Here is a 21,192-nt window from a genome sequence, read left to right on the forward strand (position 1 = left end):
GACGGGGAAAGGCGCACTATCTGACGGGTAAGAGCGCGGCTTCGCCCGCCCAAGAGACAAGAGGACAAGAACCCCGATGGATATCCAGTTCAGCCCGACCCGCCCCGATGCCGACACGCTGGTCTTCGCCGTGCCCAAGGGCGGGTTCGACACGCTGCCCCTGTCGGCGGCGCCGATCCTGGCGGCGGGCGCCGCCGCGTCGCGCTTCACCGGCGAGACGGGGACGAGCTTTGAAAGCTTCGTGGCCGAAGGCGGCAAGACGCTGCGCGTGCTGTTGCTGGGCATCGGCGCGGGCGGCGAACTGGACGTGGAAAAGGCCGGCGCGGCGCTGACCGCCAAGCTGTCGACCAGCGGCGCAATCCATGCCGCGGTGGAGTTTTTCGGTGGCGCGAGCGGCGAACTGGCGGCGCATCTGGCGTTTGGCGCATTGCTGCGCGGCTGGCGGATCGATACCTATCGCACCCGTCAGCCCGAAAAGGCCAAGCCGACGCTCAAGACGATCACGCTGGTCGCGGCCGGGGCGGACGCGGCCTGGGAGCGGCTGTCCGCGGTCGCCGCCGGTGTCGCCTTCACCCGCGAACTGGTGTCGGAGCCAGCCAACATCCTCTATCCCGAAAGCTTCGTTGAACGCTGCCAGCGTCTGGCCGAACTGGGCGTGAAGATTACCGTCCTCGACAAGGCGGCGATGGAAGAACTGGGCATGGGCGCGCTGCTGGGCGTGGCGCAAGGGTCCGTGCGAGAGGCGCGGTTGCTGGCGCTGGAATGGGACGGCACCAATGGCGCTGTCGAAAAGCCGGTCGTCTTCGTCGGCAAGGGCGTGACCTTCGACACGGGCGGCATCTCCATCAAGCCGGCGGCCGGCATGGAAGACATGAAGTGGGACATGGGCGGCGCGGGCGCGGTCGCCGGCGCGATCAAGGCGCTGGCCGGGCGCAAGGCGAAGGCGCGGGTCGTGGGCATTTGCGGTCTGGTCGAAAATATGCCGGACGCCAATGCGCAGCGCCCCGGCGACATCGTGACGTCGATGTCCGGACAGACGATCGAGGTGCTGAACACCGACGCCGAGGGGCGGCTGGTGCTGTGTGACGCCATCACCTGGGCGCAGAAGACTTACGCGCCCGAAGTCATGATCGACCTGGCCACGCTGACCGGCGCGATGATCGTCGCGCTAGGCGATCAATATGGCGGCCTGTTCGCCAATGACGACGGCCTGGCGGAAGACCTGACCGCAGCGGGCAAGGCGAGCGGCGACCAGTTGTGGCGCTTCCCGTTGTCCGACGCCTATAACAAGATGATCGACAGCCCGATCGCCGACATGAAGAATATCGGCGGGCGCTACGCCGGATCGATCACCGCGGCGCAGTTCATCAAGCGGTTCGTGGACGAGGGCGTGAAATGGGCGCATCTCGACATCGCCGGCATGGTCTGGTCCGACAAGCCGGGCGCGACCTGGGACAAGGGCGCCACCGGCTATGGCGTGCGCCTGATCGACCGGCTGGTCGCGGACAAGTTCGAGTTCTGATGCCAACCCGATAAGGGAGACTGTCGTGCAGGTCGATTTCTACCAGCTCAGCCGCGATCCGGTGGACCAGGTGTTGCCCGCGATCGCGGCGCGCATCCTGGGCCTGGGCGCGCGGCTGCTGGTGGTGGCGCAGGAGCCTGATCGGCTGGAGCGAATTTCGGCGGGGCTTTGGGCCGGGCCTCCCGAAAGCTTCCTGGCGCATGGCCGGGCGGGTGAGGGCGGCGAGGCGCAGCAGCCGATCCTGCTGAGCGAGGCGTGCGAGGCGCTGAACGGCGCGGCGCATATCGCGCTGGCGGACGGTATCTGGCGCGACGCGGCGCTGGGGTTCGAGCGGGCCTTCTACTTCTTCGACGATGATACGGTCGACGGCGCGCGGTCCAGTTGGCGGGTATTGTCGAAGCGCGAGGAGACGGTTTCGCGCTACTTCAAGCAGGACGGCCGCAAATGGGCGCAAATGGCCTGACGCACGGTCAGGGTTAAGCCCCTTGCGGCCTGGCCCGGCCGCGTCTAAAGGCGCGCCCAGCATTTCCAACAATTCGGAGTTTCGAGGGCCATGGCCGTCACGCGCACCTTTTCGATTATCAAGCCCGACGCGACCCGTCGCAACCTGACCGGCGCGGTCGCCAAGATGCTGGAGGAAGCAGGGCTTCGCATCGTCGCTTCCAAGCGCATCCGCATGAGCCGCGAGCAGGCCGAGGGCTTCTATGGCGTTCATAAGGAACGGCCTTTCTTCGCCGACCTGGTCGCCTTCATGATTTCCGGCCCTGTCGTCGTCCAGGTGCTGGAGGGCGAAAATGCCGTGCAGCGCAACCGTGACGTCATGGGCGCGACCAACCCCGCCAACGCCGATGCCGGCACGATCCGCAAGGAACTGGCCGAATCGATCGAAGCCAATTCGGTCCATGGTTCGGACAGCGAAGAAAATGCCGCGATCGAGATCGCCTATTTCTTCAAGCCGGAAGAGATCGTCGGCTAAAGCCAGGATCCTTTCGAGCGGAAAAAGCCCGGTCCTCACACATGAGGGTCGGGCTTCTTCATGTCGGCAGCCTGTCCGCTTCCGTGTTCCTGCGAAGGCGGGAATCCAGTCCTGCCGTTTGCCCTGGTCTCCTGCCTTCGCAGGAGCACGCGGCGCAATGGCTCAATGCTGTGCTTTCGCCATAACCGGCGCTTCGACCTTCACCGGGGCGGGCGTGCGCGCCTTGACGAAGAGTTGCCAGGAAGAGATGGCCAGCACCGCGGCGAGCAGGGGTTGCAGCACCCGGTCTGGGGCATGGGACGACAGATAGCTGCCAACGATCACGCCGGGTATCGACCCGATCAGCAGGGTGATCAGCAGGATGAAGTTGACGTCCCCCATCAGCCAGTGGCCGGTCCCGGCGATCAGCGCCAGAGGCACGGCATGGGCGATGTCAGACCCCACGATGCGCGCCATGGGCAGGCGGGGATAGAGGAACAGCAACACCGTCACCCCGATCGCGCCCGCGCCGACCGAAGAGAGCGAAACGGCCGCGCCGATCAGCGCGCCGAGCGCCGTCGTGCCATAGAAGGTGGTGCCGGCCGAGTGGGTCGCCCCCAGGTCGCCGCGATGACGGAACAGCCATTTGCGGCCGATCACCGCGACCGACGTCAGCGCCAGCAGCGAAGCGAGCGCAATCAGGATGAGATTTTCGGTCGACTGGCCGACATCGCCGATCCAGCCAAGCGCCAGCAGCGTGATGAGCGCGGCCGGCACGCTGCCCGCCGCCATGCGCCGCACGATCGGCCACTCGATTGTGTCGCGCTTGCCATGCACGGCCGATCCGACGATCTTGGTCAGGGCGGCGAAGAGCAGGTCGGTGCCTACCGCGGTCTTCGCGCTGACGCCGAACATCAGCACGAGCAGCGGCGTCATCAGCGAGCCGCCGCCCACGCCAGTCACGCCCACTAGGACGCCGACCAGCAGGCCGGCACTGGCATGGAAAATGTCGATCGATCCCATCAGGCTCATGGCGCCCGCTTGTCCTTATTATGATATGCAACGACCCTGCGCGGGTCTTGCACCCGTTTCATCGCCGCAAGACAAGTGGTTTTGCGGTTTCAGGCGACGAAGCAGGACTTGGGCTATTTACCGCTCAGGCGCGCCCAGCGGGCGTCGACCATGGCCTGGGCGCTGTCCGGCTTGAGCGTTTCGACCCGCGAAAGCCCACGCAACGAAAGGCTGTGGCCGGCGATCCAGCGACCTGCTACGCCATAGCCGATGTCGTAGAGCGCGATATTCTCATGCGTGTCGCCGCCCACCACGAAGCGGGTGGTGATGGCCACTGGCAGCCGTTCGTCGCCCACGCTGTCGTCGGGCAGCTTCGCCTTGGCCCGCGCTGTCTTCAGCGCGTCGCTGAACCAGTCCGCCTCGATCCGCGGATCGCCGGTGGTGTCGACCGGCGCGATGCCGAGCGCGCGGGGGAAGAGGATCGTCTGGCTCTGGACGACCTGGTCGGGGTCGGTGGTCTTCAGCGCGATGCGATCGTCCTTCACCGAATCGGCGTTCAGCACCAATATCGCGGCGCGGCCGGACGCCTTGCGGCTTTCCGCCGCTTTTTCGGCGCGCTGGTCTTTCTTGTCCGCCCAATTGAGATAGAGGGTGAGGGCGGAAATGCCCACCGCCAGAACGGCGAGTATCTCGCCCAAGGTGATCCAGCGACGGCGAATTGCGGCTGCTTCGGCCGCGCGCGCTTCCTTGGGCGTGTCGGTTTCGGGCGTTTCGCTCATGATCGTCAGGCCGTCTGCGGCGGAACTTCGAATCGGTCGATCACCCAGTCTTCCGCTTGCGCGCCGCCGATCCATTCCTGCATCCAGGGATGGGCGATGATCGCGCGCATATAGGCGTTGGCGAAACGGGCGACCGGCAGTTGATAGGTGATGAAGCGAGTGACGACCGGAGCGAACATCAGGTCCACCGCGCCGAACCGTCCGAACAGGAAATCGCCATCGCCGCCATAGCGGGCGCGGGCCTGCGCCCATAGCTGCATGATACGGGCGATGTCGTGGGCGACAGGTTCGGACGGCGGCACCGCGGGGTAGATTTGCCGGATGTTCATGCTGTGTTCGCGGCGTAGCGCAGCGAAGCTGCTATGCATTTCGGCCGCCATCGACCGGGCCATGGCGCGGGCGGCGGAATCGGTCGGCCAGAACAGGTCGCCATCCGTCTTTTCGTTGAGATATTCGACGATGGCCAGGCTGTCCCACACGACGACGTCGTCGCCATCCCACAGGATCGGCACCTTGCCGGAGGATGGCGCGAATTCGTCGCCCTCGCGCCGTTTCTCCCAGGCTTCGTCATAGAGGGGGACGACTACCTCCTCGAACGGGAGAGCGGACAATTTGCACGCCAACCAGCCGCGCAGGGACCAGCTCGAATAGGCTTTGTTGCCAATGAACAGCTTCATCATGCCGCCTTCTTAGACGGTAGCGGCGGAACAAGTCGAGCGGGAAGAAATTGGAGGCCCGAGCCGGAATCGAACCGGCGTGCAAGGATTTGCAGTCCTCTGCGTAACCACTCCGCCATCGGGCCTCGACAAGTGGGTGGCCGCAAATGTGCGGCTTTGGATGCAAAGTCAAGCGGGGGATGGGGCGGGCGCCGCAAGATTCTTATCCACCGTCGCGCAAAGCCGCTTGGCGCGGGCCGCGCGCTGATTTAGAGGTCCGATGATCCCCTTAGTGTATTGCATTGCCAATACAGTTGTGCCAAGCCCACCGGACAAGCGAGGAACTATCGTGACCGAGCAGAACTATTCTTCGATGCGGGCCGCCATGGTCGAAAGCCAGTTGCGCACCAGCGACGTGGGCGACCAGCGTGTCATCGCCGCGATGGCGAAGGTGCCGCGCGAGGATTTCGTGCCTGCGCAGCGCCGCGCCATGACCTATATCGACCGTCCCATTCCGCTGGCGGGGGGGCGTTCGCTCAATCCGCCGCTGGTGACGGGGCGGCTGCTCGATGAAGCGCATGTGGTTCCAGGCGACAAGGTGCTGCTGATTGGCGCAGCGACCGGCTATGCCGCCGCGCTGTTGTCCGAACTGGGCGCGCAGGTGACGGCTGTCGAGGAAGAGGGCGGTGCGGAGATCGCGCTGTCCGGCGTGACGGTCGTTCGCGGCCCGCTTAACGCCGGCGCCGCTGATGGCGCGCCCTATGACCTGCTGTTCATCGACGGCGCGGTGGAGGAAGTGCCAGCGACGCTCGTTCAGCAGCTTGCCGAGGACGCCCGCGTGGTGACGGGGGTCGTCGATCGTGGCGTTACGCGCCTGTGCGGCGGCCGGGTGGTTGCGGGAGTGCTGGGCCTGAGCAGCCTTGCCGATATCGAAATGGTGGCGTTGCCCGGTTTCGGCGCGCCCAAGGGATTTGTGTTCTGAAAATGATGGGCGGGGACAGATGACGGCGAAGCGCACCTCTTATCGGCATCGTGCCGCAGCCGCTTTGCTGTTGCTGTCCTCCGCCCTGACCAGCGGCGCGCAGGCCGAGACGTTGCAGAGTGCGCTGGCCAAGGCCTATGCATCTAACCCGACGCTGACAGGCGCGCGCGCGGGGCAGCGCGCGACCGACGAAAATGTGCCCATTCAGAAGGCTGCGGGCCGGCCCGGCGTGGACGTGACGGGCAGTTTTTCCGAAAGCATCCTCAAGCCCACCATCAGCTTCACGTCGCCGCAAAGGACGGTGAATGCGCAGGCGCAGCTGAACGTGCCCATCTATTCGGGCGGCGCGGTGCGCAACGGGGTGAAGGCGGCCAGGACGCGCGTGGAGGCCGGGCAGGCCAATCTGCGCGGCACCGAAGCCAGCATCTTTTCGCAGACCGTGGGCGCATATATGGATGTGATCCGCGACAGCGCGATCGTGTCTCTGAACCAGTCCAACGTGCGCGCGCTGGAGGTTAATCTCCAGGCGACCAACGACCGGTTCGAAGTCGGCGACCTGACCCGGACCGACGTAGCCCAGTCGCAGTCGCGCCTGGCGCTGGCGCGGTCGGACCTGCAGATAGCGCAAGCCAATCTGATCGCCAGCCGTGAAAATTATATCGCGCTGGTGGGTGACGCACCCGACGTGCTGGAGCCGCCGCCCGCGCTGCCGGGGCTTCCCGCCACACCGACCATCGCGGTGCAGGTCGCTCTGAACGACAATCCAGACATAGTGGCGGCCAAGAAGGATCGGATCGCCGCGGGCTATGATGTGAAGGCGGCGCGCGCCGCGCGTTTGCCGACGCTGTCGGGCTTCACGACGGCAGGCTATACCAATTATCTGCATACGCTGGGCGGTAGCGCGCAGGATGTCGATGGCAATTCGGTGGAGGGGCCGCAGATCAACAAGCAGGCCACCGCCGGCGTCCAGCTGACCATCCCGCTCTATCAGGGTGGTCGCCCCGCCGCGCAGGTCCGCCAGAATCAGGCGCGCGAATCGCAGGCGATCGAGCGCGAGATCGAGGTGGAGCGCAGCGTTATCTCCCAGACGCGCGCCGCCTATGCCAGCTGGAAGGCATCGCTGGAGAGCATCGAATCGAACCAGAAGGCGGTCGAGGCCGCCAATCTGTCGCTGGAAGGCGTGCAGGCGGAAAATTCGGTCGGCAGCCGGACCATTCTGGACATCCTCAACGCCGAACAGGAAGCGTTGAACGCCAAGGTCCAGTTGGTGACGGCGCAGCGCAACGCCTATGTCGCCGGTTTCAGCGTCATCGCCGCCATGGGCCATGCCGAAGCCGACGATCTGGGCCTGGAAAGCGGCACGCTGTACGACCCGATGGTCAATTATGAACGGGTGAAGGGCAAGTGGCTCGACTGGAGCTTCGATTCCAAGCCAACCCCCGTCGCTACGCGGACCGTTGACACGCCCGCGCAAAACGCCAATGTCGGACCCGCTGCGCAGCAGCCTTAACCGCTTGTTAACCCGGCCGGGTAATCTTGGCGTTTAAGGATGCGCAATGGATTTTGGACGGGGACTATCCATGGGTGACATGACCAAGGAACCCTCGATGGAAGAGATACTCTCGTCCATCAAGCGGATCATCGCCGAAGAAGGCGAGGAAGCGGTGCAGGCCGCCCCGCGCCGCACGCGCGCTGAGGCCAAGGCGGTCGCCGCGCCAGCGCCCGTCGCGGTAGAAGAAATATTGGAACTGACCGACGAGGTCGCGGAGGAGATTGCCATGCCTGCTCCCAAAGCCGCCGCCGCAAACGCACCCGCCGACGACTCGATTCTATCGGTCGAGAGTGAAGTCGCCGCGCGTCATTCGCTGTCCGCTTTGTCCTCCATGCTGGTCGCGCCCAAGGATGGGCAGGACAATACGCTCGACGGGTTGGTTCGCGCGATGCTCAAGCCGATGCTGAAGGACTGGCTGGACCAGCGCCTGCCGGCTTTGGTCGAAGAGATGGTCGCCAAGGAAATCGCGCGCATCACTGGCCGCTAATCCAGGTCCGCTCCCTTTTTTGCGTCAGCCCGTCCGATATTCCATGATGGACAGGCGCACCCCTATGCCCGGATAGAATGCCGGGTTTCAAAGGGGTGATGATCGATGTTCAGCAGGCGCGCGGTAATCCATGGCCTGTTGGGCGCCCCTTTGGCCGCCTGGATCAACGCCGCCCCGGCATGGGCAGCGTCTGACGACGTCGCTGGGGCCGACATGGCCCGCTTCATCGCGGCGATGCCCAAGGCGGAATATCATGTCCATCTGGAAGGCACGCTGGAAGCGGAGATGAAGTTCGCGCTCGCGCAGCGCAACGGGCTGGACCTGCCCTTCGCCGATGTCGCCGCGATGAAGGCCAGCTATCGCTATCATGACCTGCCCAGCTTCCTGGCCATCTATTATGACGGCATGAAGGTGTTGCGGACGCAGCAGGATTTCTACGACCTGGCCTATGCCTACCTGGCCAAGGCGGCGTCGCAGAACATTCTCTACGCCGAAATTTTCTTCGACCCGCAGGAACATCTGAAGCGCGGCGTGCCGATGGCCGCGGTGATCGGCGGCATCACCCGCGCGCGCGCGGCGGCCGCGGCGCAATTGGGGATAGTGTCGCAACTCATCCTCTGCTTCGTGCGCGACCTGTCGGCGGAGTCGGCGATGGCGGCTTTGGACGCGGCATTGCCGTTCCGCGATCAACTGGTCGCCGTCGGGCTGGATTCGGATGAGAAGGATCATCCGCCGGTCAAGTTCGCCGCCCATTTCGCCAAGGCGCGCGCCGCGGGGCTGAAGGTCACGGCGCATTGCGACCTTAATCAGAAGGATATTGTCGAGCATCTGCGCCAGGCGATTATCGACCTGCGCGTCGACCGGATCGACCATGGCGGCAATATATTGGAATCGCCCGAACTGATCGCGGCGGCCAAGGCGCGGAACTTGTATTTCACCGTCTGTCCGACCTTTTCCGGCACCGTGCGGGGCGATGCGCCGCCGATCGACGTGGTGCGCGGGATGATCGACGCGGGCCTCAACCTCACCATCAATTCCGACGATCCGGCCTATATGGGCAGCGAATATCTCAATGAAGTGCTGGTCAAGGCGCAGGCGCATAGTGCGTTGACTAGGGCGGAACTGGTGCGGTTGCAGCGCAACGCCTTCAATGCGGGCTGGATGGACGAGGGGCTGCGCGCCGCCTGCCATGCCAAGCTGGACGCCTTTGCCAGGGCGGAGGGTGTCGCCGCTTGACCCTATCACCGCACGCACCATTTGGTCGGGATTGTCGTTGAAAGTGATGGATAGCCCGGTCTGAAGCCTCGCCTCTCTTGCGTGTCGTGCGGCAGGCGTTAAAGCGCGATCATGACCGAATTGCCGAAAATCTTCGACCCCGCCGAGATCGAATCCCGCTGGTACGCCCATTGGGAGAGCAACGGCCTGTTCCGGCCGGAGCGGCCGGATGCGACGCCCTTCACCATCGTGAACCCGCCGCCGAACGTCACAGGCAGCCTGCATATCGGCCATGCGCTCGACAATACGTTGCAGGACATCGTGATCCGATACGAGCGGCTGCGCGGCAAGGACGCCTTGTGGGTGGTCGGCACCGACCATGCGGGCATCGCGACGCAGATGGTGGTCGAGCGCCAGCTCAACGCCAAGCAGCAGAAGCGCACTGATTTCACCCGCGACGAATTCGTTGCCAAGGTGTGGGAATGGAAGGCCGAGAGCGGCGGGACCATCACCAGCCAGTTGCGGCGGCTGGGCTGTTCGATGGACTGGGCGAACGAGCGCTTCACCATGGACGAGGGCTTTTCGAAGGCGGTCGTCAAGACCTTCGTGGAGTTGCACAAGCGCGACCTGCTCTATCGCGACAAGCGGCTGGTGAATTGGGATCCGCATTTCCGTTCCGCCATTTCGGACCTTGAGGTCGAGACGGTCGAGACGAAGGGTGGTTTCTGGCGCTTCCGTTATCCGCTGGCGGACGGCGTGACGCTGGCGGATGGCAGCGACCATATCGTCGTGGCGACCACGCGGCCTGAGACGATGCTGGCCGACATGGCGATCGCCGTGCATCCTGACGATGAGCGCTACAATGCGGTCATCGGTAAGGAAATTCTCCAGCCGATCACCGGTCGCCGGTTCAAGATCGTGGCCGACGAACATGCCGATCCGGCGCTGGGCACTGGCGCGGTGAAGATCACGCCGGGGCATGATTTCAACGACTTCGACGTGGGCAAGCGCGCGGGCTTCAAGGCTGGCGACATGCTCAACATGTTCGATGCCGACGCCAATGTCGTCCAGACCGCAGACGGGCTGATCCCCGATCGCTTCCTGGGCCTGCACCGCTTCAAGCGCGATGGCGTAGACGGCGCGCGCGAAGCGGTGGTCGCGGAGATGAAGGCGCTGGGCCTGCTGGTCCCGCACGTCACGAAGGACAAGGAAGGTGAGCCGGTCGAAGCCGATTTCGAGCCGCGCACGATCCAGACGCCGTTCGGGGATCGCTCCAACGTCGTGATCGAACCCTGGCTGACCGACCAATGGTATGTCGACGCTGAAAAGCTGGCGGTCGCCCCTATGCAGGCCGTGCGCGACGGCGCGATCGAGATTGTGCCCAAGACATGGGAAAAGACCTTCTTCAACTGGATGGAGAATATCCAGCCCTGGTGCGTGTCGCGCCAGCTCTGGTGGGGGCATCAAATCCCGGCATGGTTTGATGAGGATGGCAACAGCTATGTCGCTGAGAGCGAAGCCGAAGCGCAGGCGCTGGCGGGCAACAAGGTGCTGACCCGCGACCCCGACGTTCTCGACACATGGTTCTCGTCCGCCCTCTGGCCCTTCGGCACGCTGGGCTGGCCGGAGCAGAGCGACAAGCTGTCGCGCCATTATCCCAACGACCTGCTGATTTCCGGCTTCGACATCCTGTTCTTCTGGGATGCGCGCATGGCGATGCAGGGGATGGAGTTCATGGGCGAGGCCCCATGGAAGAAACTCTATCTCCACGGGCTGGTCCGCGCGGCCGATGGGCAGAAAATGTCGAAGTCCAAGGGCAATGTGGTCGATCCGCTGGGCCTGATCGACAAGTTCGGCGCGGACGCGCTGCGCTTCTTCATGGCGGCGATGGAAAGCCAGGGCCGCGACGTGAAGATGGATGAAAAGCGGGTCGAGGGCTATCGCAACTTCGCGACCAAGCTGTGGAATGCGGCGCGCTTCCTCCAGTCGAACGGCGTCACAGCCTCGACCAGTCATGAGGCGCCCGCCGCCGCGCTCCCGGTCAACCGCTGGATCATCGCAGAAACGGTCGCGACCGTGCAGGCGATCGACACGGCGATGACCGAACTGCGGTTCGATGCGGCGGCCAACGCCATCTATCATTTCGTCTGGGACCAGTTTTGCGACTGGTATATCGAACTCACCAAGGGCGCGATGGACGACGAGACGCGCGCCGTCGCGGGCTGGGCGTTCGACCAGATATTGGTGATGCTGCATCCCTTCATGCCGTTCATCACCGAAGAATTGTGGCATCTGACCGGTGCGCGTCCCAATGAACTGATCGTCGCGCAATGGCCGCAGGCGTTGGCCGCGGTCGATAGCGAGGCGCAGGCGGAAATCGACTGGCTGATCCGGCTGGTGAGCGCGATGCGCACGGCACGGACCGAACTCAACGTGCCGCCGGGCGCTAAACTTCCGGTGATCGTGCGCGATGCATCCGAAGAAACGCATCGTCGTCTCGATCGTCAGGGCGTGGCGCTGGCGCGGCTTGGCCGGGTCGAAAGCCTGACCTTCGGCGAACCGCCGGCTGGCGGCGCGGCGCAAATCGTGGTGGACGAAGCGACCTTCATCCTGCCGTTAGTAGGCGTGATCGACATTGCGGCGGAAAAGACCCGCCTGGCCAAGGCGCTGGCCGCGGCGGAGAAGGAGCGGGATAGCCTGGGGGGTCGCCTGTCCAACCCCAGCTTCGTCGAGAAGGCCAAGCCCGAAGCGGTCGCCAAGGCGCGTGAGGATCATGCCGAAAAGGCCGCCGAGGCGGAAAGGTTGAAGGCGGCGCTGGAACGATTGGGATAAGTCGATAGATGTGTTCCCGCCTTCGCGGAAACACGGATATATAGGGAGAGGCAGGCGCGTGGCAGCAAGCAGATCGGGCGCAAAAGACCTGACGCAGGGGCCGATCGCCGGCGTGCTGCTGATGTTCGCCATTCCGACGCTGGCGTCCAACATCCTCCAGTCGCTCAACGGGTCGATCAACGCGATCTGGGTCGGCCGCTTTCTGGGCGCGCAGGCGCTGGCGGCAACCGCCAACGCCAACATCATCATGTTCCTGATGTTTTCGGTCGTGTTCGGTTTTGGCATGGCGTCCACCGTGATGATCGCGCAGGCGACGGGCGCGCGCGACCTGGATGCGGCGCGGCGCGCCTTTGGATCGGCGGTCGGCTTTTGTTCGATATTGGGTCTGGCCGTCGCGCTGGCGGGCTGGATCGGCGCACCGGCGCTGCTGCGGTTGCTGGCGACGCCGGCGGAAGCGTTCGACATGGCGCTGATTTACCTGCGGGTCATTTTCTTCGCGATGCCCGCGACCCTGCTGGTCGTCATGATCATGATGGGGCTGCGCGGCGCCGGGGACGCGCGCACCCCGCTGATCTTCATGATCGTCAGTGTGGCCGTGGACCTGATCCTCAATCCGGTGCTGATCCTGGGGCTGGGGCCGATCCCGGCTTATGGCATCGCCGGATCGGCGGCGGCGACCGCGGCGGCGGGCTTTGTCAGCCTGATCGGCGTCGTCGCCTTCATCTATGCCAGGGATTTGCCGCTGCGGCTGCGGGGGCGCGAATTGCGCTATCTGTGGCCCGCCGCCGACCAGATGCGCGTGCTGCTGGCCAAGGGCTTTCCCATGGGTTTGCAGATGATCGTCATGTCCGCTTCCGGGCTGGTGATGATCGGGCTGGTCAATCGCGAAGGCTTGCTGGTGACGGCCGCCTATGGCGCGGCGCAGCAGATATGGACCTATCTCCAGATGCCGGCGATGGCGATGGGCGCGGCGGTCAGCGCCATGGCGGCGCAGAATATGGGCGCGGGCCGATGGGACCGAATTAGCCGCATCACCGGCTATGGCATAGGCTATCTGCTGGCGATCACAGGGGCGATGATCGTCGTCATCCTGCTGTTCCACGGATCGCTGCTGTCGCTGTTTCTGGGTGACAATGCGGTCGCGATCGCGGCGGCGTGGAACATGCAGTTGCTGGCGAGCTGGAGCTTCCTGCTGTTCGGCTGCACCATGATCCTGTTCGGCGTGATGCGCGCCAATGGCGTCGTGGTCGCGCCGTTGCTGATCCTGATTTTTACGCTGTTCGGCGTCCGGCTGGGCTTTTACCACATGGGCTACCCGCTGTGGGGCGCTGACGCGCTCTGGCTCAGCTTCCCGGCGGGGTCGTTCATGTCGCTGCTGCTGGCGTGGATCATCTATGCGCGCGGCGGCTGGCGCAACGCGCGATTGCTGGTCCCGGTGCATGAAGAACAATGCCGCGAAACGGCCAATAGCGACGCTGAACCGGCCGGCCGGATCGCGCCGGCGGGCTGAAGCCGTTTACCGCCCCTGGTTGCGCCAGCGGGTGATGGTGCGTTCCAATATGTCGGCTTCGCTGCCGGACTGACGCCATAGCTCGGTGAAGCTGGGGTCGCCCGATGCGGGGCGGCGATGCTCCTCCAGATTGTCGAGCGCGACGCGGATCGGCACGGCAACGCCTTCGCCGCAGATGATCGCCTCCCGATTGCGTAGGGCGGGGATCGAATCGAGGAAGCCGCGGGCGCCTTCGGGCATGGCGGCCTTCACGAACGCCTGATCGCGGTCGTTGTTGAGGCGCATCGAGATGATCGTGCCGCATTGCGACAGGACGCCTTCGGCAAGGTCAGACGGGCGCTGGGTAATGAGGCCCAGCGAAACGCCGTATTTACGGCCTTCCTTGGCGATCCGCTCCAATATCTTGCGCACGGCCTGACCGTTGCCGGTGGTCGTGTTGGGGATGTAGCGATGCGCCTCTTCGCAGACCAGCAGGATCGGCCGCTGCGGCTCGTCGCGCGCCCAGATGGCATAGTCGAACACCAAACGAGACAGCACCGACACCACGGTCGAGGTGATGTCGGAAGGCATGGCGGACACGTCGATGATAGAGATCGGCTTGCCGTCGGAGGGCAGGCGGAAAATCTTGGCCAAAAACGCCTGCATCGTATCGGCGACCAACATGCCGGAGAACATGAAGCTGTAGCGCGGATCGGCCTTGATCTCGTCGATCTTGGTTTTCAGGCGCATATAGGGCAGCGAATTGGTGCCCTTGTCGAGCTTGCCCATCTCATTTTGCAGGATCGTGGTGAGGTCGGACAAGAGATAGGGGATCGGCGAATCGACGGTCAGCCGCCCGATGCTTTCGGCCAGCCGGTTCTTCGTCCGCGCGGCGAGCAGGCATTTGGCGAGAATATCGCAATCGACCGTGCGTTCGGAACCGGAGGAGGTCACGAACACCTCGCAATGCTCCTCGAAATTCATCAGCCAATAGGGCAGGGCCAGGTTGTTGACGTCGAACACCGCGCCGTTGGTGGCGAAGGCCGCGCCATATTCGCCATGGGGGTCGATCATGACGATATGGCCCTGCGGCGACAGGTCGCAGATGCGGTGCAGGATCAGGGCGGCGCTGGTCGATTTGCCGGTGCCGGTGGAGCCGAGCAGCGCGAAATGCTTGCCCAGCATTGAATCGACATAGAGCGCCGCGCGCGTGTCCGTGGTGGGATAGACGGTGCCGATCTCCACATTCGCGCGGTCGTCCGCGGCGTAGATCTGGCCCATGTCATGCCCGGACACCGGGAAGATGTCGGTGCCTGGCGTGGGATAGCGGGTTACGCCGCGGCGGAAGCGATAGATCCGCCCGGTCAACTTCTCCTCATCGCCTTCGCCCAGGAAATCGATGTCGGCGACGATGCCCTTACTCGCCTGATCCAGCGTCATCGCGCGGACGCTGGCGACCAGCCAACTATTGCCGACGCGCATCTTCACTTGGCTGCCGACCTGGCCGGCCATGGCGGTGCAGGGATCTTCGTCCTGCTCCAGCAGCGCCAGACGCTGGGCATCGATCAGCACTTTGGAACTGGACCCGGCGATCTGGAACACCATGCCCATCGACTGGACTGACGTCAGGTGCACAGGCGCTGATGCAGACGAGAAATGTTGTGCGCCCGGCATATGGGTCATGAGCCTTTTGTCGTCCCTTGGACCGGAACGGCTTCCGGTTAACAGGATGCTTCTAGGCAAAAGAGGTAAAGATTGGCTTAGCTTCTGTCGCCGGCCTGGCCGTAAAGGCCCGCTTCAGGGTGGAGGGTTAAGGTTAAGAGACGCTGAGCCGGGGTCCGATCTGGACCAGTCGTTTGGTTTACAGGAACATGGATCAAGTTCGGGCATTGGGAATAGGCAACAAACAGGATGGCCGCGTGTCCGATATCTCGAAGATTCATGGCCATACAGATGGCGGGCGTCGGTCCGCCGCGATCGCCATCGCGCGCGTGATCTGCATATTGGGCGTCGTCTATGTTCACGCCTGGACCGGCTTGAATGGCGAAGCGCTCAAGGCGCTGCGCGGCAGCGGGCAGGATAATCTGCGCTGGCTGCTGATGGAATTGTTCGGCCGCAGCGCGGTGCCATTGCTGGGCCTCATATCCGGCTGGCTAGTGGCGCAGTCGCAGGCGAGCCGCGACTGGGGCCGCCATGTGCGGCGCAAGGCGCGGACCATTCTTCTGCCCATGCTGTTGTGGAACATCATCGCGATCATCCTGGTGTCGGGCGCCGCCTGGCGGCTGGGCCTGTCCGCGCCGATGCCGCAATCGGGATGGTGGGTGGTCGACGAGATACTGATCCTGACGCGCAACCCCGACATCAATGTGCAGATGCCGTTTCTGCGCGACCTGTTCCTGTGCATGGTCGCCGCGCCCTTGCTGGTGCGGATGCCGGGATGGTTGCTGGCGCTGATCGCGGCCGCGGCGGCGGGATGTCATATCGCCGGTTTCGGGCCTCCCGTGCTGATGCGGGCGTCGATCCTGGTCTTCTTCACGCTGGGGATATTGGCGCAGCGCGGCGGTTGGGCCGAGCGAGTGGCGGGCAAGCCGATGCTTCTGATGGCGATACCCTTCGCCTTGCTGATGGGGGTGCAACTCTATCATGCCGTCACGGTCGGCGACGACGCCTGGCCGGTGGCGCAGCGGGCGCTTGACCTGACGCTGCGGATAGCGGCGGCCGTCGCCTTCTGGCGGATCGCCTGGGCGCTGGCGGACAGTCCCGCGCGGCCGATGCTGCTGCGGATCGAACCTTATATGTTCTTCCTGTTCAGCGCCCACCTGATCCTGATCTGGCTGTTGGGGCCAGTATTGGGCGGACTGTTCGGGAAAATGGGCACGCCCTTCTATCCCTTCTACCTGATCGCGCAGCCACTGATGGTGCTTGGCGCGGTGGCCGCGATCGGCGCGGGATTGCGCCGCGTCGCGCCAGGCGCGGCGGCGCTGCTCAGCGGCGGGCGGTTGAAGCGGCCGGAGCCTCAGGCGGCCTCGCAGGTCGTGACCGTCTGAGCCGCCGCCATGGCGATGGCGAAACTATGCTTGCGCGCGGCGGGATCAAAAATCTGGCCGGTCAGGATCAGTTCGTCGGCCTGGGTGCGGCGCAGGAACGCCGCAATGTCGCTCTCCACATCCGCCTGCGTGCCGATGCTGGAGACGCTCAGCACATCGGACAGCATCGCCTGCGCTTGCGCGGGCAGGGCGTCATAATAGCCCGGCACCGGCGGTTGCAGCTTACCCGGCTGGCCGGTGCGCAGCCGCACGAAGGACTGCTGCATCGAACTGGCGAGCAGATGGGCCTCCTCCGCCGTGTCGGCGGCGAAGACGTTGTAGCCGGCCATCACATAGGGATATTGCAGCTGGGCCGAGGGGCGAAATTCGCGGCGATAGATGGCGATCGCCTCATCCAGCGCGGCGGGCGCGAAGTGCGAGGCAAAGGCGTAAGGCAGGCCGAGCATGGCGGCGAGTTGCGCGCCATAGAGGCTGGAGCCGAGTATCCAGAGCGGCACATCCGCCCCCGCGCCCGGCGTCGCCTGGATGCTCAGCCGTTCGTCCTTGCTGAAATAGGCCTGCAACTCCATCACGTCGCGGGGGAACTGGTCCGCACCGCCGGACAGGGTGCGGCGGATCGCCTGCGCCACCCGCTGATCAGAACCGGGCGCGCGGCCCAGGCCCAGGTCGACGCGACCGGGGAAAAGGGCGTCGAGTGTGCCGAACTGCTCGGCTATCACCAAGGGGGCATGATTGGGCAGCATGATGCCGCCTGCGCCGATGCGGATGGTCGATGTCGCATGACCGATATGCGCCAGCACGACCGCCGTCGCGGCCGACGCGATGCCCGCCATGCCATGATGTTCGGCGACCCAGAAGCGGTGATAGCCCTGCGCTTCGGCATGGGCGGCAAGATCAGCCGCGTGGGCGAGCGCCGTGGCGACAGTGTCGCCTTCACGGACGGGGACGAGGTCGAGCAGGGAGAAACGGGTCATGCCTGCCATATGGGGGCATGGTCGGTTTTACTTCAAGACCTATTAGATGGTCGCGCAGCAGTTTGCGATCGACGACTGCAGATCAGACCGCCCGGCCAAATCCCTGTGCGGGGACTTCGGCGCGGCGGCCGAAGGTGGTGGGCCGGCGGGCGACCAGCGGGTTGGCGTCGCGATCGAGCAGCGCCATCGTCTCAGTGAAACAAGGGCGCAGCGCGACGACCACCTCGATCAATTCGTCGGGCCCTTCATGCGTTTCCACGCAACGGCGGGCGACCATCTCAATTTCTTCGGCCATGGCGCTCAGGCGATAGGCGCCGAACTGCGCCGATTCGCCCTTGAGCGTATGGGCGGGCGTGACCAGCGCGGCGGCGTTGCGCGCGCGAAACGCTTCTTCGACAGCGCCGATGGATTTGGCGCCATCTTCCCGGAAATAGCCCAGGATACGAAGAAAGGCGGTCCCCAGCTCGCTGCGGGTCCGCGTAAATTCGCGCCAACTGACCAGTTCGGTATCGTGATAGGACACCCACGCCGCTCCTTCATTCTAACGAAGCCAAAATAGACGCGGCGCGTAAACAGCAGGTTAAAGCGTGGCGGAAAGCCACCCATTGTGGAGGATAATCACTCGGTCCGGGATAGGACGAAATGGCGATCGCCCAGCGCCGCGAAGGTCCAGCCCTGCGTCTGGGCGAGCGCCTCCAGCTCGGTGGCGGCGATCGGGTCGTCCGCTTCGATGACGATGGCGCCGGCGTCGCGCATCGCCCGCGCCGCACGCAACGCGGGCCAGGGGCATCTCATGCCTCTGGCGTTCACGAAAACGGGATCGGCCGCCATTGCTCTATTTGGTCGCGTAGGGGTTCTTCTGGCTGCGCAGCGTCAGGCGCACCGGCACCGCGCCGAACCCCAATTCGCGGCGGATGCCGTTCACCAGATAGCGGCGATAGCTTTCGGGCAAATCGTCCAGCCGCGTGCCGAACAGAACGAAGGTCGGCGGACGGGTCTTGTTCTGGGTGATGTAGCGCAGCTTGATCCGCTTGCCGCCGGGCGCCGGCGGCGGATTGGCCTCCAGCGCGGTTTCGAACCAGCGGTTGAGCACGCCGGTGGAGACGCGCTGCGACCAGGCGGTGCGGGTTTCGAAGGCGACATGGATCAGGTCGTCCAGACCCTTTCCGGTGGCCCCGGAAATGGTCATGATCGGCACGCCGCGCACCTGCGCCAGGCCCTCGTCCAGCGCCTTCTTTATGCCCTGGTAGAGCGCTGAACCATGTTCGACCGTATCCCATTTGTTGAGTGCGACGACGAGGGCGCGGCCCTCCTCCAGCACCCGGTCGGCGATGCGCAGATCCTGCGCCTCCAGCCCGCGGGTGGAATCGATCATAAGGACGACGACTTCGGCGAAGTTGACCGCGTTGATGCCGTCCGACACGGCCAGCTTTTCCAGCTTTTCCTGTACTTTGGCGCGCTTGCGCATCCCCGCCGTGTCGATCAGGCGGACGGGGCGTTCCAGCCCGTCGCGGCTGGTCCACATCCAGTCGACGGCGATGCTGTCGCGGGTGATGCCCGCTTCCGGCCCGGTCAGCAGGCGGTTTTCGCCCAGCAGCCGGTTGATCAGCGTGGACTTGCCCGCATTGGGACGGCCGACGATGGCGAGCTTGAGCGGGGCGCTCTCGTCATCCTCGTAAAATTCCTTTTCATGCGGCTCTTCGCCCTCGCGCTCCAGATGCGGGAGCAGCGCCTGGAACAGGTCGGCCATGCCCTGGCCATGTTCGGCGGAAAAAGGGACAGGTTCGCCAAGGCCCAGCGAAAAAGATTCCATGACGCCATCGTCGGCCGCTTTGCCCTCCGCCTTGTTGGCGACCAGTATCACCGGCGCGTCGTTGGCGCGCAGCCAGCGGGCGATTTCCTCGTCCAGCGGGGTGATGCCCGCACGCGCGTCGATCATGAACAGGGCGACGTCGCAATTTTCCACCGCCGCCTCGGTCTGCATCCGCATCCGGCCGGGTAGGCTATTGGCGTCCTCATCCTCATAACCGGCGGTGTCGACGATCGTGAAGTCGAGGCCCAGCAGATGCGCCTCGCCCTCGCGCCGGTCGCGCGTCACGCCGGGCTGGTCATCGACCAGCGCCAGCTTCTTGCCGACCAGACGGTTGAAGAGGGTGGACTTGCCCACATTGGGACGCCCGACAATGGCTACGGTGGGCAGCATGGTGGCCCGTTTCCTTCTTAAGATTCAAAATCGATAAACGCCGTGCTCCCGCTCAGGCGGGGGGCCAGTCCAGACGAAGGAACTGGACCCCCGCTTGAGCGGGAGCACACTTAGCATATTCGCGTCGCTTAACGGAACGCCGTCAACTTCCCGTCGTCGGCCAGGACGTAGAGCATGTTGTTGGCGACGATCGGCGAAAGCGACATGGACCGATCCATGTCTACCGTCGATTGGACCGATCCGGTGGCGGGATCGACATAGACCATCTCGCCGCGGGTCGATACGACGATCAGCCGGCCGCCAGCCAACACCGGGCCGGTCCAACGGATCGCCTTGTCCTTCTTCTTTTCCTTCTGCCAGCGGCGCAGCTGGCTGACCCAGCGGATCTTGCCGGTGGCGCGCGCGACGCAGAGCAGTCGGGCGTCGCTGGTCACCGCGAACACCCATTCGCCCACCACCCAGGGGGTCGAAATGCCCGCAATGTTGATTTCCCACAGACGCTGGCCGCTGGTCAGTTCATAGGACGCCATGCGGCCGCCCTGGCCGATCGCAAAGACGCGGCCGCGATCGATCACCGGATCGGCGTCGATATCGGTCAGCGATGCGACGGCGGTCGAAATGCTGGTGCGCGACAGGGCGTCGCCCCACAAGGTACGGCCATTTTCATAGCGATAGGCGTTGATTTCGCCCGAACTATAGCCCGCGATCACGGTGCCCTGCGCGGCGGCCGGCGCGGCGACGCCGAAAATGCCGGTGACCTGCAAGGTGCCGCTGTCGGTCCACTGGGTTTCGCCGTCGGACTGGTTGAGCGCGAACACCTGATTATCCTGGCCCATCACATAGACATGGCCGTTTTCCAGCGTCGGTGCGCCGCGCAGCGGGCCGGACAGATGCTTTTTCCAGAGGATCGCGCCGTCGACGCCATTCAGCGCGAAGACGTCGCCAAAGCCGGTGCTGGCGAACACCCGGTCGCCCAGGACGCTGACGCCGCCGCCAAACAGCACGCGGCCATTGCCCTTGCCTTCGGACGGCAGGTTGGTCTGCCACAATTTTCCGCCGCTGGCGGCGTCGAAGGCGATGACATGCGCGCCCGCGTCGGTCACGAACAGCTTGCCGCCCGCGACGACCGGCGATGCGGCCAGCCGCGCCTGGGGCGAGCTGCCCTCGATCGAGGCGGTCCACACCTGCGAGGGCGATCCGCCCAGCGAGACATGGCCCATCGCCTTGGATGGGTCCCCGCCCGGCTGCGACCAACTGTCGTTGACATAGGGGGCGGGCAGCGTGACCGGCACATCGGCCAGGCTGGGTTCGACCTCGACACCCTGTTCGTTGTTCAGGATCGATGTGCGGTTGCCGACGACCGGCGTCTTGGGGCCACCCTTCTTGCCGCCGATCACGCCGCAGCCAGCGAGCAGGGCGACCATCGCGGCCATCGTTACGACACGGCCTATCGGCGCGAATTTCATGCTGGTCATTCCCATCCGCTCG

General features: G+C 64.7%; 19 protein-coding genes and 1 tRNA gene. 10 read left to right on the forward strand and 10 right to left on the reverse strand.

Going from position 1 to position 21,192, the window contains the following annotated elements; all coding sequences use genetic code 11:
• Window positions 1–76: 76 nt before the first annotated feature.
• The 3 genes from sphantq_RS13965 to ndk all read left to right on the forward strand — a co-directional run bounded on the left by sphantq_RS13965 (window position 77) and on the right by ndk (window position 2,498).
• Entirely contained in the window at window positions 77–1,522 is a 1,446-nt protein-coding gene (locus tag sphantq_RS13965; RefSeq protein ID WP_272798766.1) for a leucyl aminopeptidase, read from the forward strand.
• Window positions 1,523–1,547: 25 nt separating this feature from the next.
• A complete protein-coding gene (locus sphantq_RS13970) occupies window positions 1,548–1,985 on the forward strand; it encodes a DNA polymerase III subunit chi (protein WP_066600645.1) in 438 nt (145 codons plus the stop codon).
• Window positions 1,986–2,075: 90 nt separating this feature from the next.
• Window positions 2,076–2,498, forward strand: coding sequence for a nucleoside-diphosphate kinase (ndk, locus tag sphantq_RS13975; RefSeq protein WP_066600648.1), 423 nt, complete (start codon window positions 2,076–2,078; stop codon window positions 2,496–2,498).
• Between the two features lie 162 nt (window positions 2,499–2,660).
• Here ndk and sphantq_RS13980 read toward each other — a convergent pair whose 3' ends face one another.
• From sphantq_RS13980 to sphantq_RS13995, 4 genes are all read right to left on the reverse strand, one after another.
• Window positions 2,661–3,509, reverse strand: coding sequence for a sulfite exporter TauE/SafE family protein (locus tag sphantq_RS13980; protein WP_066600652.1), 849 nt, complete (start codon window positions 3,507–3,509; stop codon window positions 2,661–2,663).
• 113 nt (window positions 3,510–3,622) lie between these two features.
• The gene (locus sphantq_RS13985; RefSeq protein WP_272798767.1) at window positions 3,623–4,267 is read right to left on the reverse strand and encodes a hypothetical protein; all 645 of its coding nucleotides are present in this window, start codon (window positions 4,265–4,267) and stop codon (window positions 3,623–3,625) included.
• Window positions 4,268–4,272: 5 nt separating this feature from the next.
• Window positions 4,273–4,947, reverse strand: a complete 675-nt coding sequence (locus tag sphantq_RS13990) for a glutathione S-transferase family protein (protein WP_272798768.1) — start codon at window positions 4,945–4,947, stop codon at window positions 4,273–4,275.
• Between the two features lie 48 nt (window positions 4,948–4,995).
• A tRNA-Cys gene (locus sphantq_RS13995) sits at window positions 4,996–5,069 on the reverse strand.
• 203 nt (window positions 5,070–5,272) lie between these two features.
• Here sphantq_RS13995 and sphantq_RS14000 point away from each other — a divergent pair.
• The 6 genes from sphantq_RS14000 to sphantq_RS14025 all read left to right on the forward strand — a co-directional run bounded on the left by sphantq_RS14000 (window position 5,273) and on the right by sphantq_RS14025 (window position 13,501).
• Complete coding sequence (locus sphantq_RS14000) at window positions 5,273–5,905, forward strand: protein-L-isoaspartate O-methyltransferase family protein (protein ID WP_129925307.1); 633 nt, start codon at window positions 5,273–5,275, stop codon at window positions 5,903–5,905.
• Between the two features lie 19 nt (window positions 5,906–5,924).
• Window positions 5,925–7,415 (forward strand): TolC family outer membrane protein, encoded by a 1,491-nt coding sequence (locus sphantq_RS14005; RefSeq protein ID WP_272798769.1) that lies wholly within the window; start codon window positions 5,925–5,927, stop codon window positions 7,413–7,415.
• 70 nt (window positions 7,416–7,485) lie between these two features.
• The gene (locus sphantq_RS14010; protein ID WP_066600664.1) at window positions 7,486–7,944 is read left to right on the forward strand and encodes a DUF2497 domain-containing protein; all 459 of its coding nucleotides are present in this window, start codon (window positions 7,486–7,488) and stop codon (window positions 7,942–7,944) included.
• Between the two features lie 105 nt (window positions 7,945–8,049).
• Window positions 8,050–9,180 carry an adenosine deaminase gene (gene add / locus sphantq_RS14015; RefSeq protein ID WP_272798770.1) on the forward strand — a complete coding sequence of 377 codons (1,131 nt, stop codon included), beginning with the start codon at window positions 8,050–8,052 and terminating at the stop codon, window positions 9,178–9,180.
• 111 nt (window positions 9,181–9,291) lie between these two features.
• Complete coding sequence (locus sphantq_RS14020) at window positions 9,292–11,991, forward strand: valine--tRNA ligase (protein ID WP_272798771.1); 2,700 nt, start codon at window positions 9,292–9,294, stop codon at window positions 11,989–11,991.
• Window positions 11,992–12,049: 58 nt separating this feature from the next.
• Entirely contained in the window at window positions 12,050–13,501 is a 1,452-nt protein-coding gene (locus sphantq_RS14025) for an MATE family efflux transporter (protein ID WP_242495905.1), read from the forward strand.
• Window positions 13,502–13,507: 6 nt separating this feature from the next.
• On the opposite strand, the gene sphantq_RS14030 is transcribed toward sphantq_RS14025, so the two are convergent.
• On the reverse strand, window positions 13,508–15,163 hold the full coding sequence (locus sphantq_RS14030) for an ATP-binding protein (RefSeq protein WP_066600670.1): 1,656 nt from the start codon (window positions 15,161–15,163) through the stop codon (window positions 13,508–13,510).
• A gap of 236 nt (window positions 15,164–15,399) precedes the next feature.
• Between sphantq_RS14030 and sphantq_RS14035 the strand changes: the two genes are divergently transcribed.
• The gene (locus sphantq_RS14035) at window positions 15,400–16,527 is read left to right on the forward strand and encodes an acyltransferase family protein (RefSeq protein ID WP_272798772.1); all 1,128 of its coding nucleotides are present in this window, start codon (window positions 15,400–15,402) and stop codon (window positions 16,525–16,527) included.
• Here sphantq_RS14035 and sphantq_RS14040 read toward each other — a convergent pair.
• The 5 genes from sphantq_RS14040 to sphantq_RS14060 all read right to left on the reverse strand — a co-directional run bounded on the left by sphantq_RS14040 (window position 16,497) and on the right by sphantq_RS14060 (window position 21,179).
• Complete coding sequence (locus tag sphantq_RS14040) at window positions 16,497–17,501, reverse strand: LLM class flavin-dependent oxidoreductase (protein ID WP_129925311.1); 1,005 nt, start codon at window positions 17,499–17,501, stop codon at window positions 16,497–16,499. The genes sphantq_RS14035 and sphantq_RS14040 overlap by 31 nt on opposite strands.
• 82 nt (window positions 17,502–17,583) lie before the next feature.
• A complete protein-coding gene (locus tag sphantq_RS14045) occupies window positions 17,584–18,024 on the reverse strand; it encodes an Hpt domain-containing protein (protein ID WP_272798773.1) in 441 nt (146 codons plus the stop codon).
• A 95-nt stretch (window positions 18,025–18,119) separates the two neighbouring features.
• Window positions 18,120–18,332, reverse strand: a complete 213-nt coding sequence (locus sphantq_RS14050) for a sulfurtransferase TusA family protein (RefSeq protein WP_272798774.1) — start codon at window positions 18,330–18,332, stop codon at window positions 18,120–18,122.
• A 4-nt stretch (window positions 18,333–18,336) separates the two neighbouring features.
• Complete coding sequence (der, locus tag sphantq_RS14055) at window positions 18,337–19,704, reverse strand: ribosome biogenesis GTPase Der (protein ID WP_272798775.1); 1,368 nt, start codon at window positions 19,702–19,704, stop codon at window positions 18,337–18,339.
• A gap of 128 nt (window positions 19,705–19,832) precedes the next feature.
• Window positions 19,833–21,179 carry an outer membrane protein assembly factor BamB family protein gene (locus sphantq_RS14060; protein WP_422917706.1) on the reverse strand — a complete coding sequence of 449 codons (1,347 nt, stop codon included), beginning with the start codon at window positions 21,177–21,179 and terminating at the stop codon, window positions 19,833–19,835.
• Window positions 21,180–21,192 lie beyond the last annotated feature (13 nt).

The sequence above is a fragment of the Sphingobium sp. AntQ-1 genome (assembly GCF_028538045.1).
GTDB lineage: Bacteria > Pseudomonadota > Alphaproteobacteria > Sphingomonadales > Sphingomonadaceae > Sphingobium > Sphingobium cupriresistens.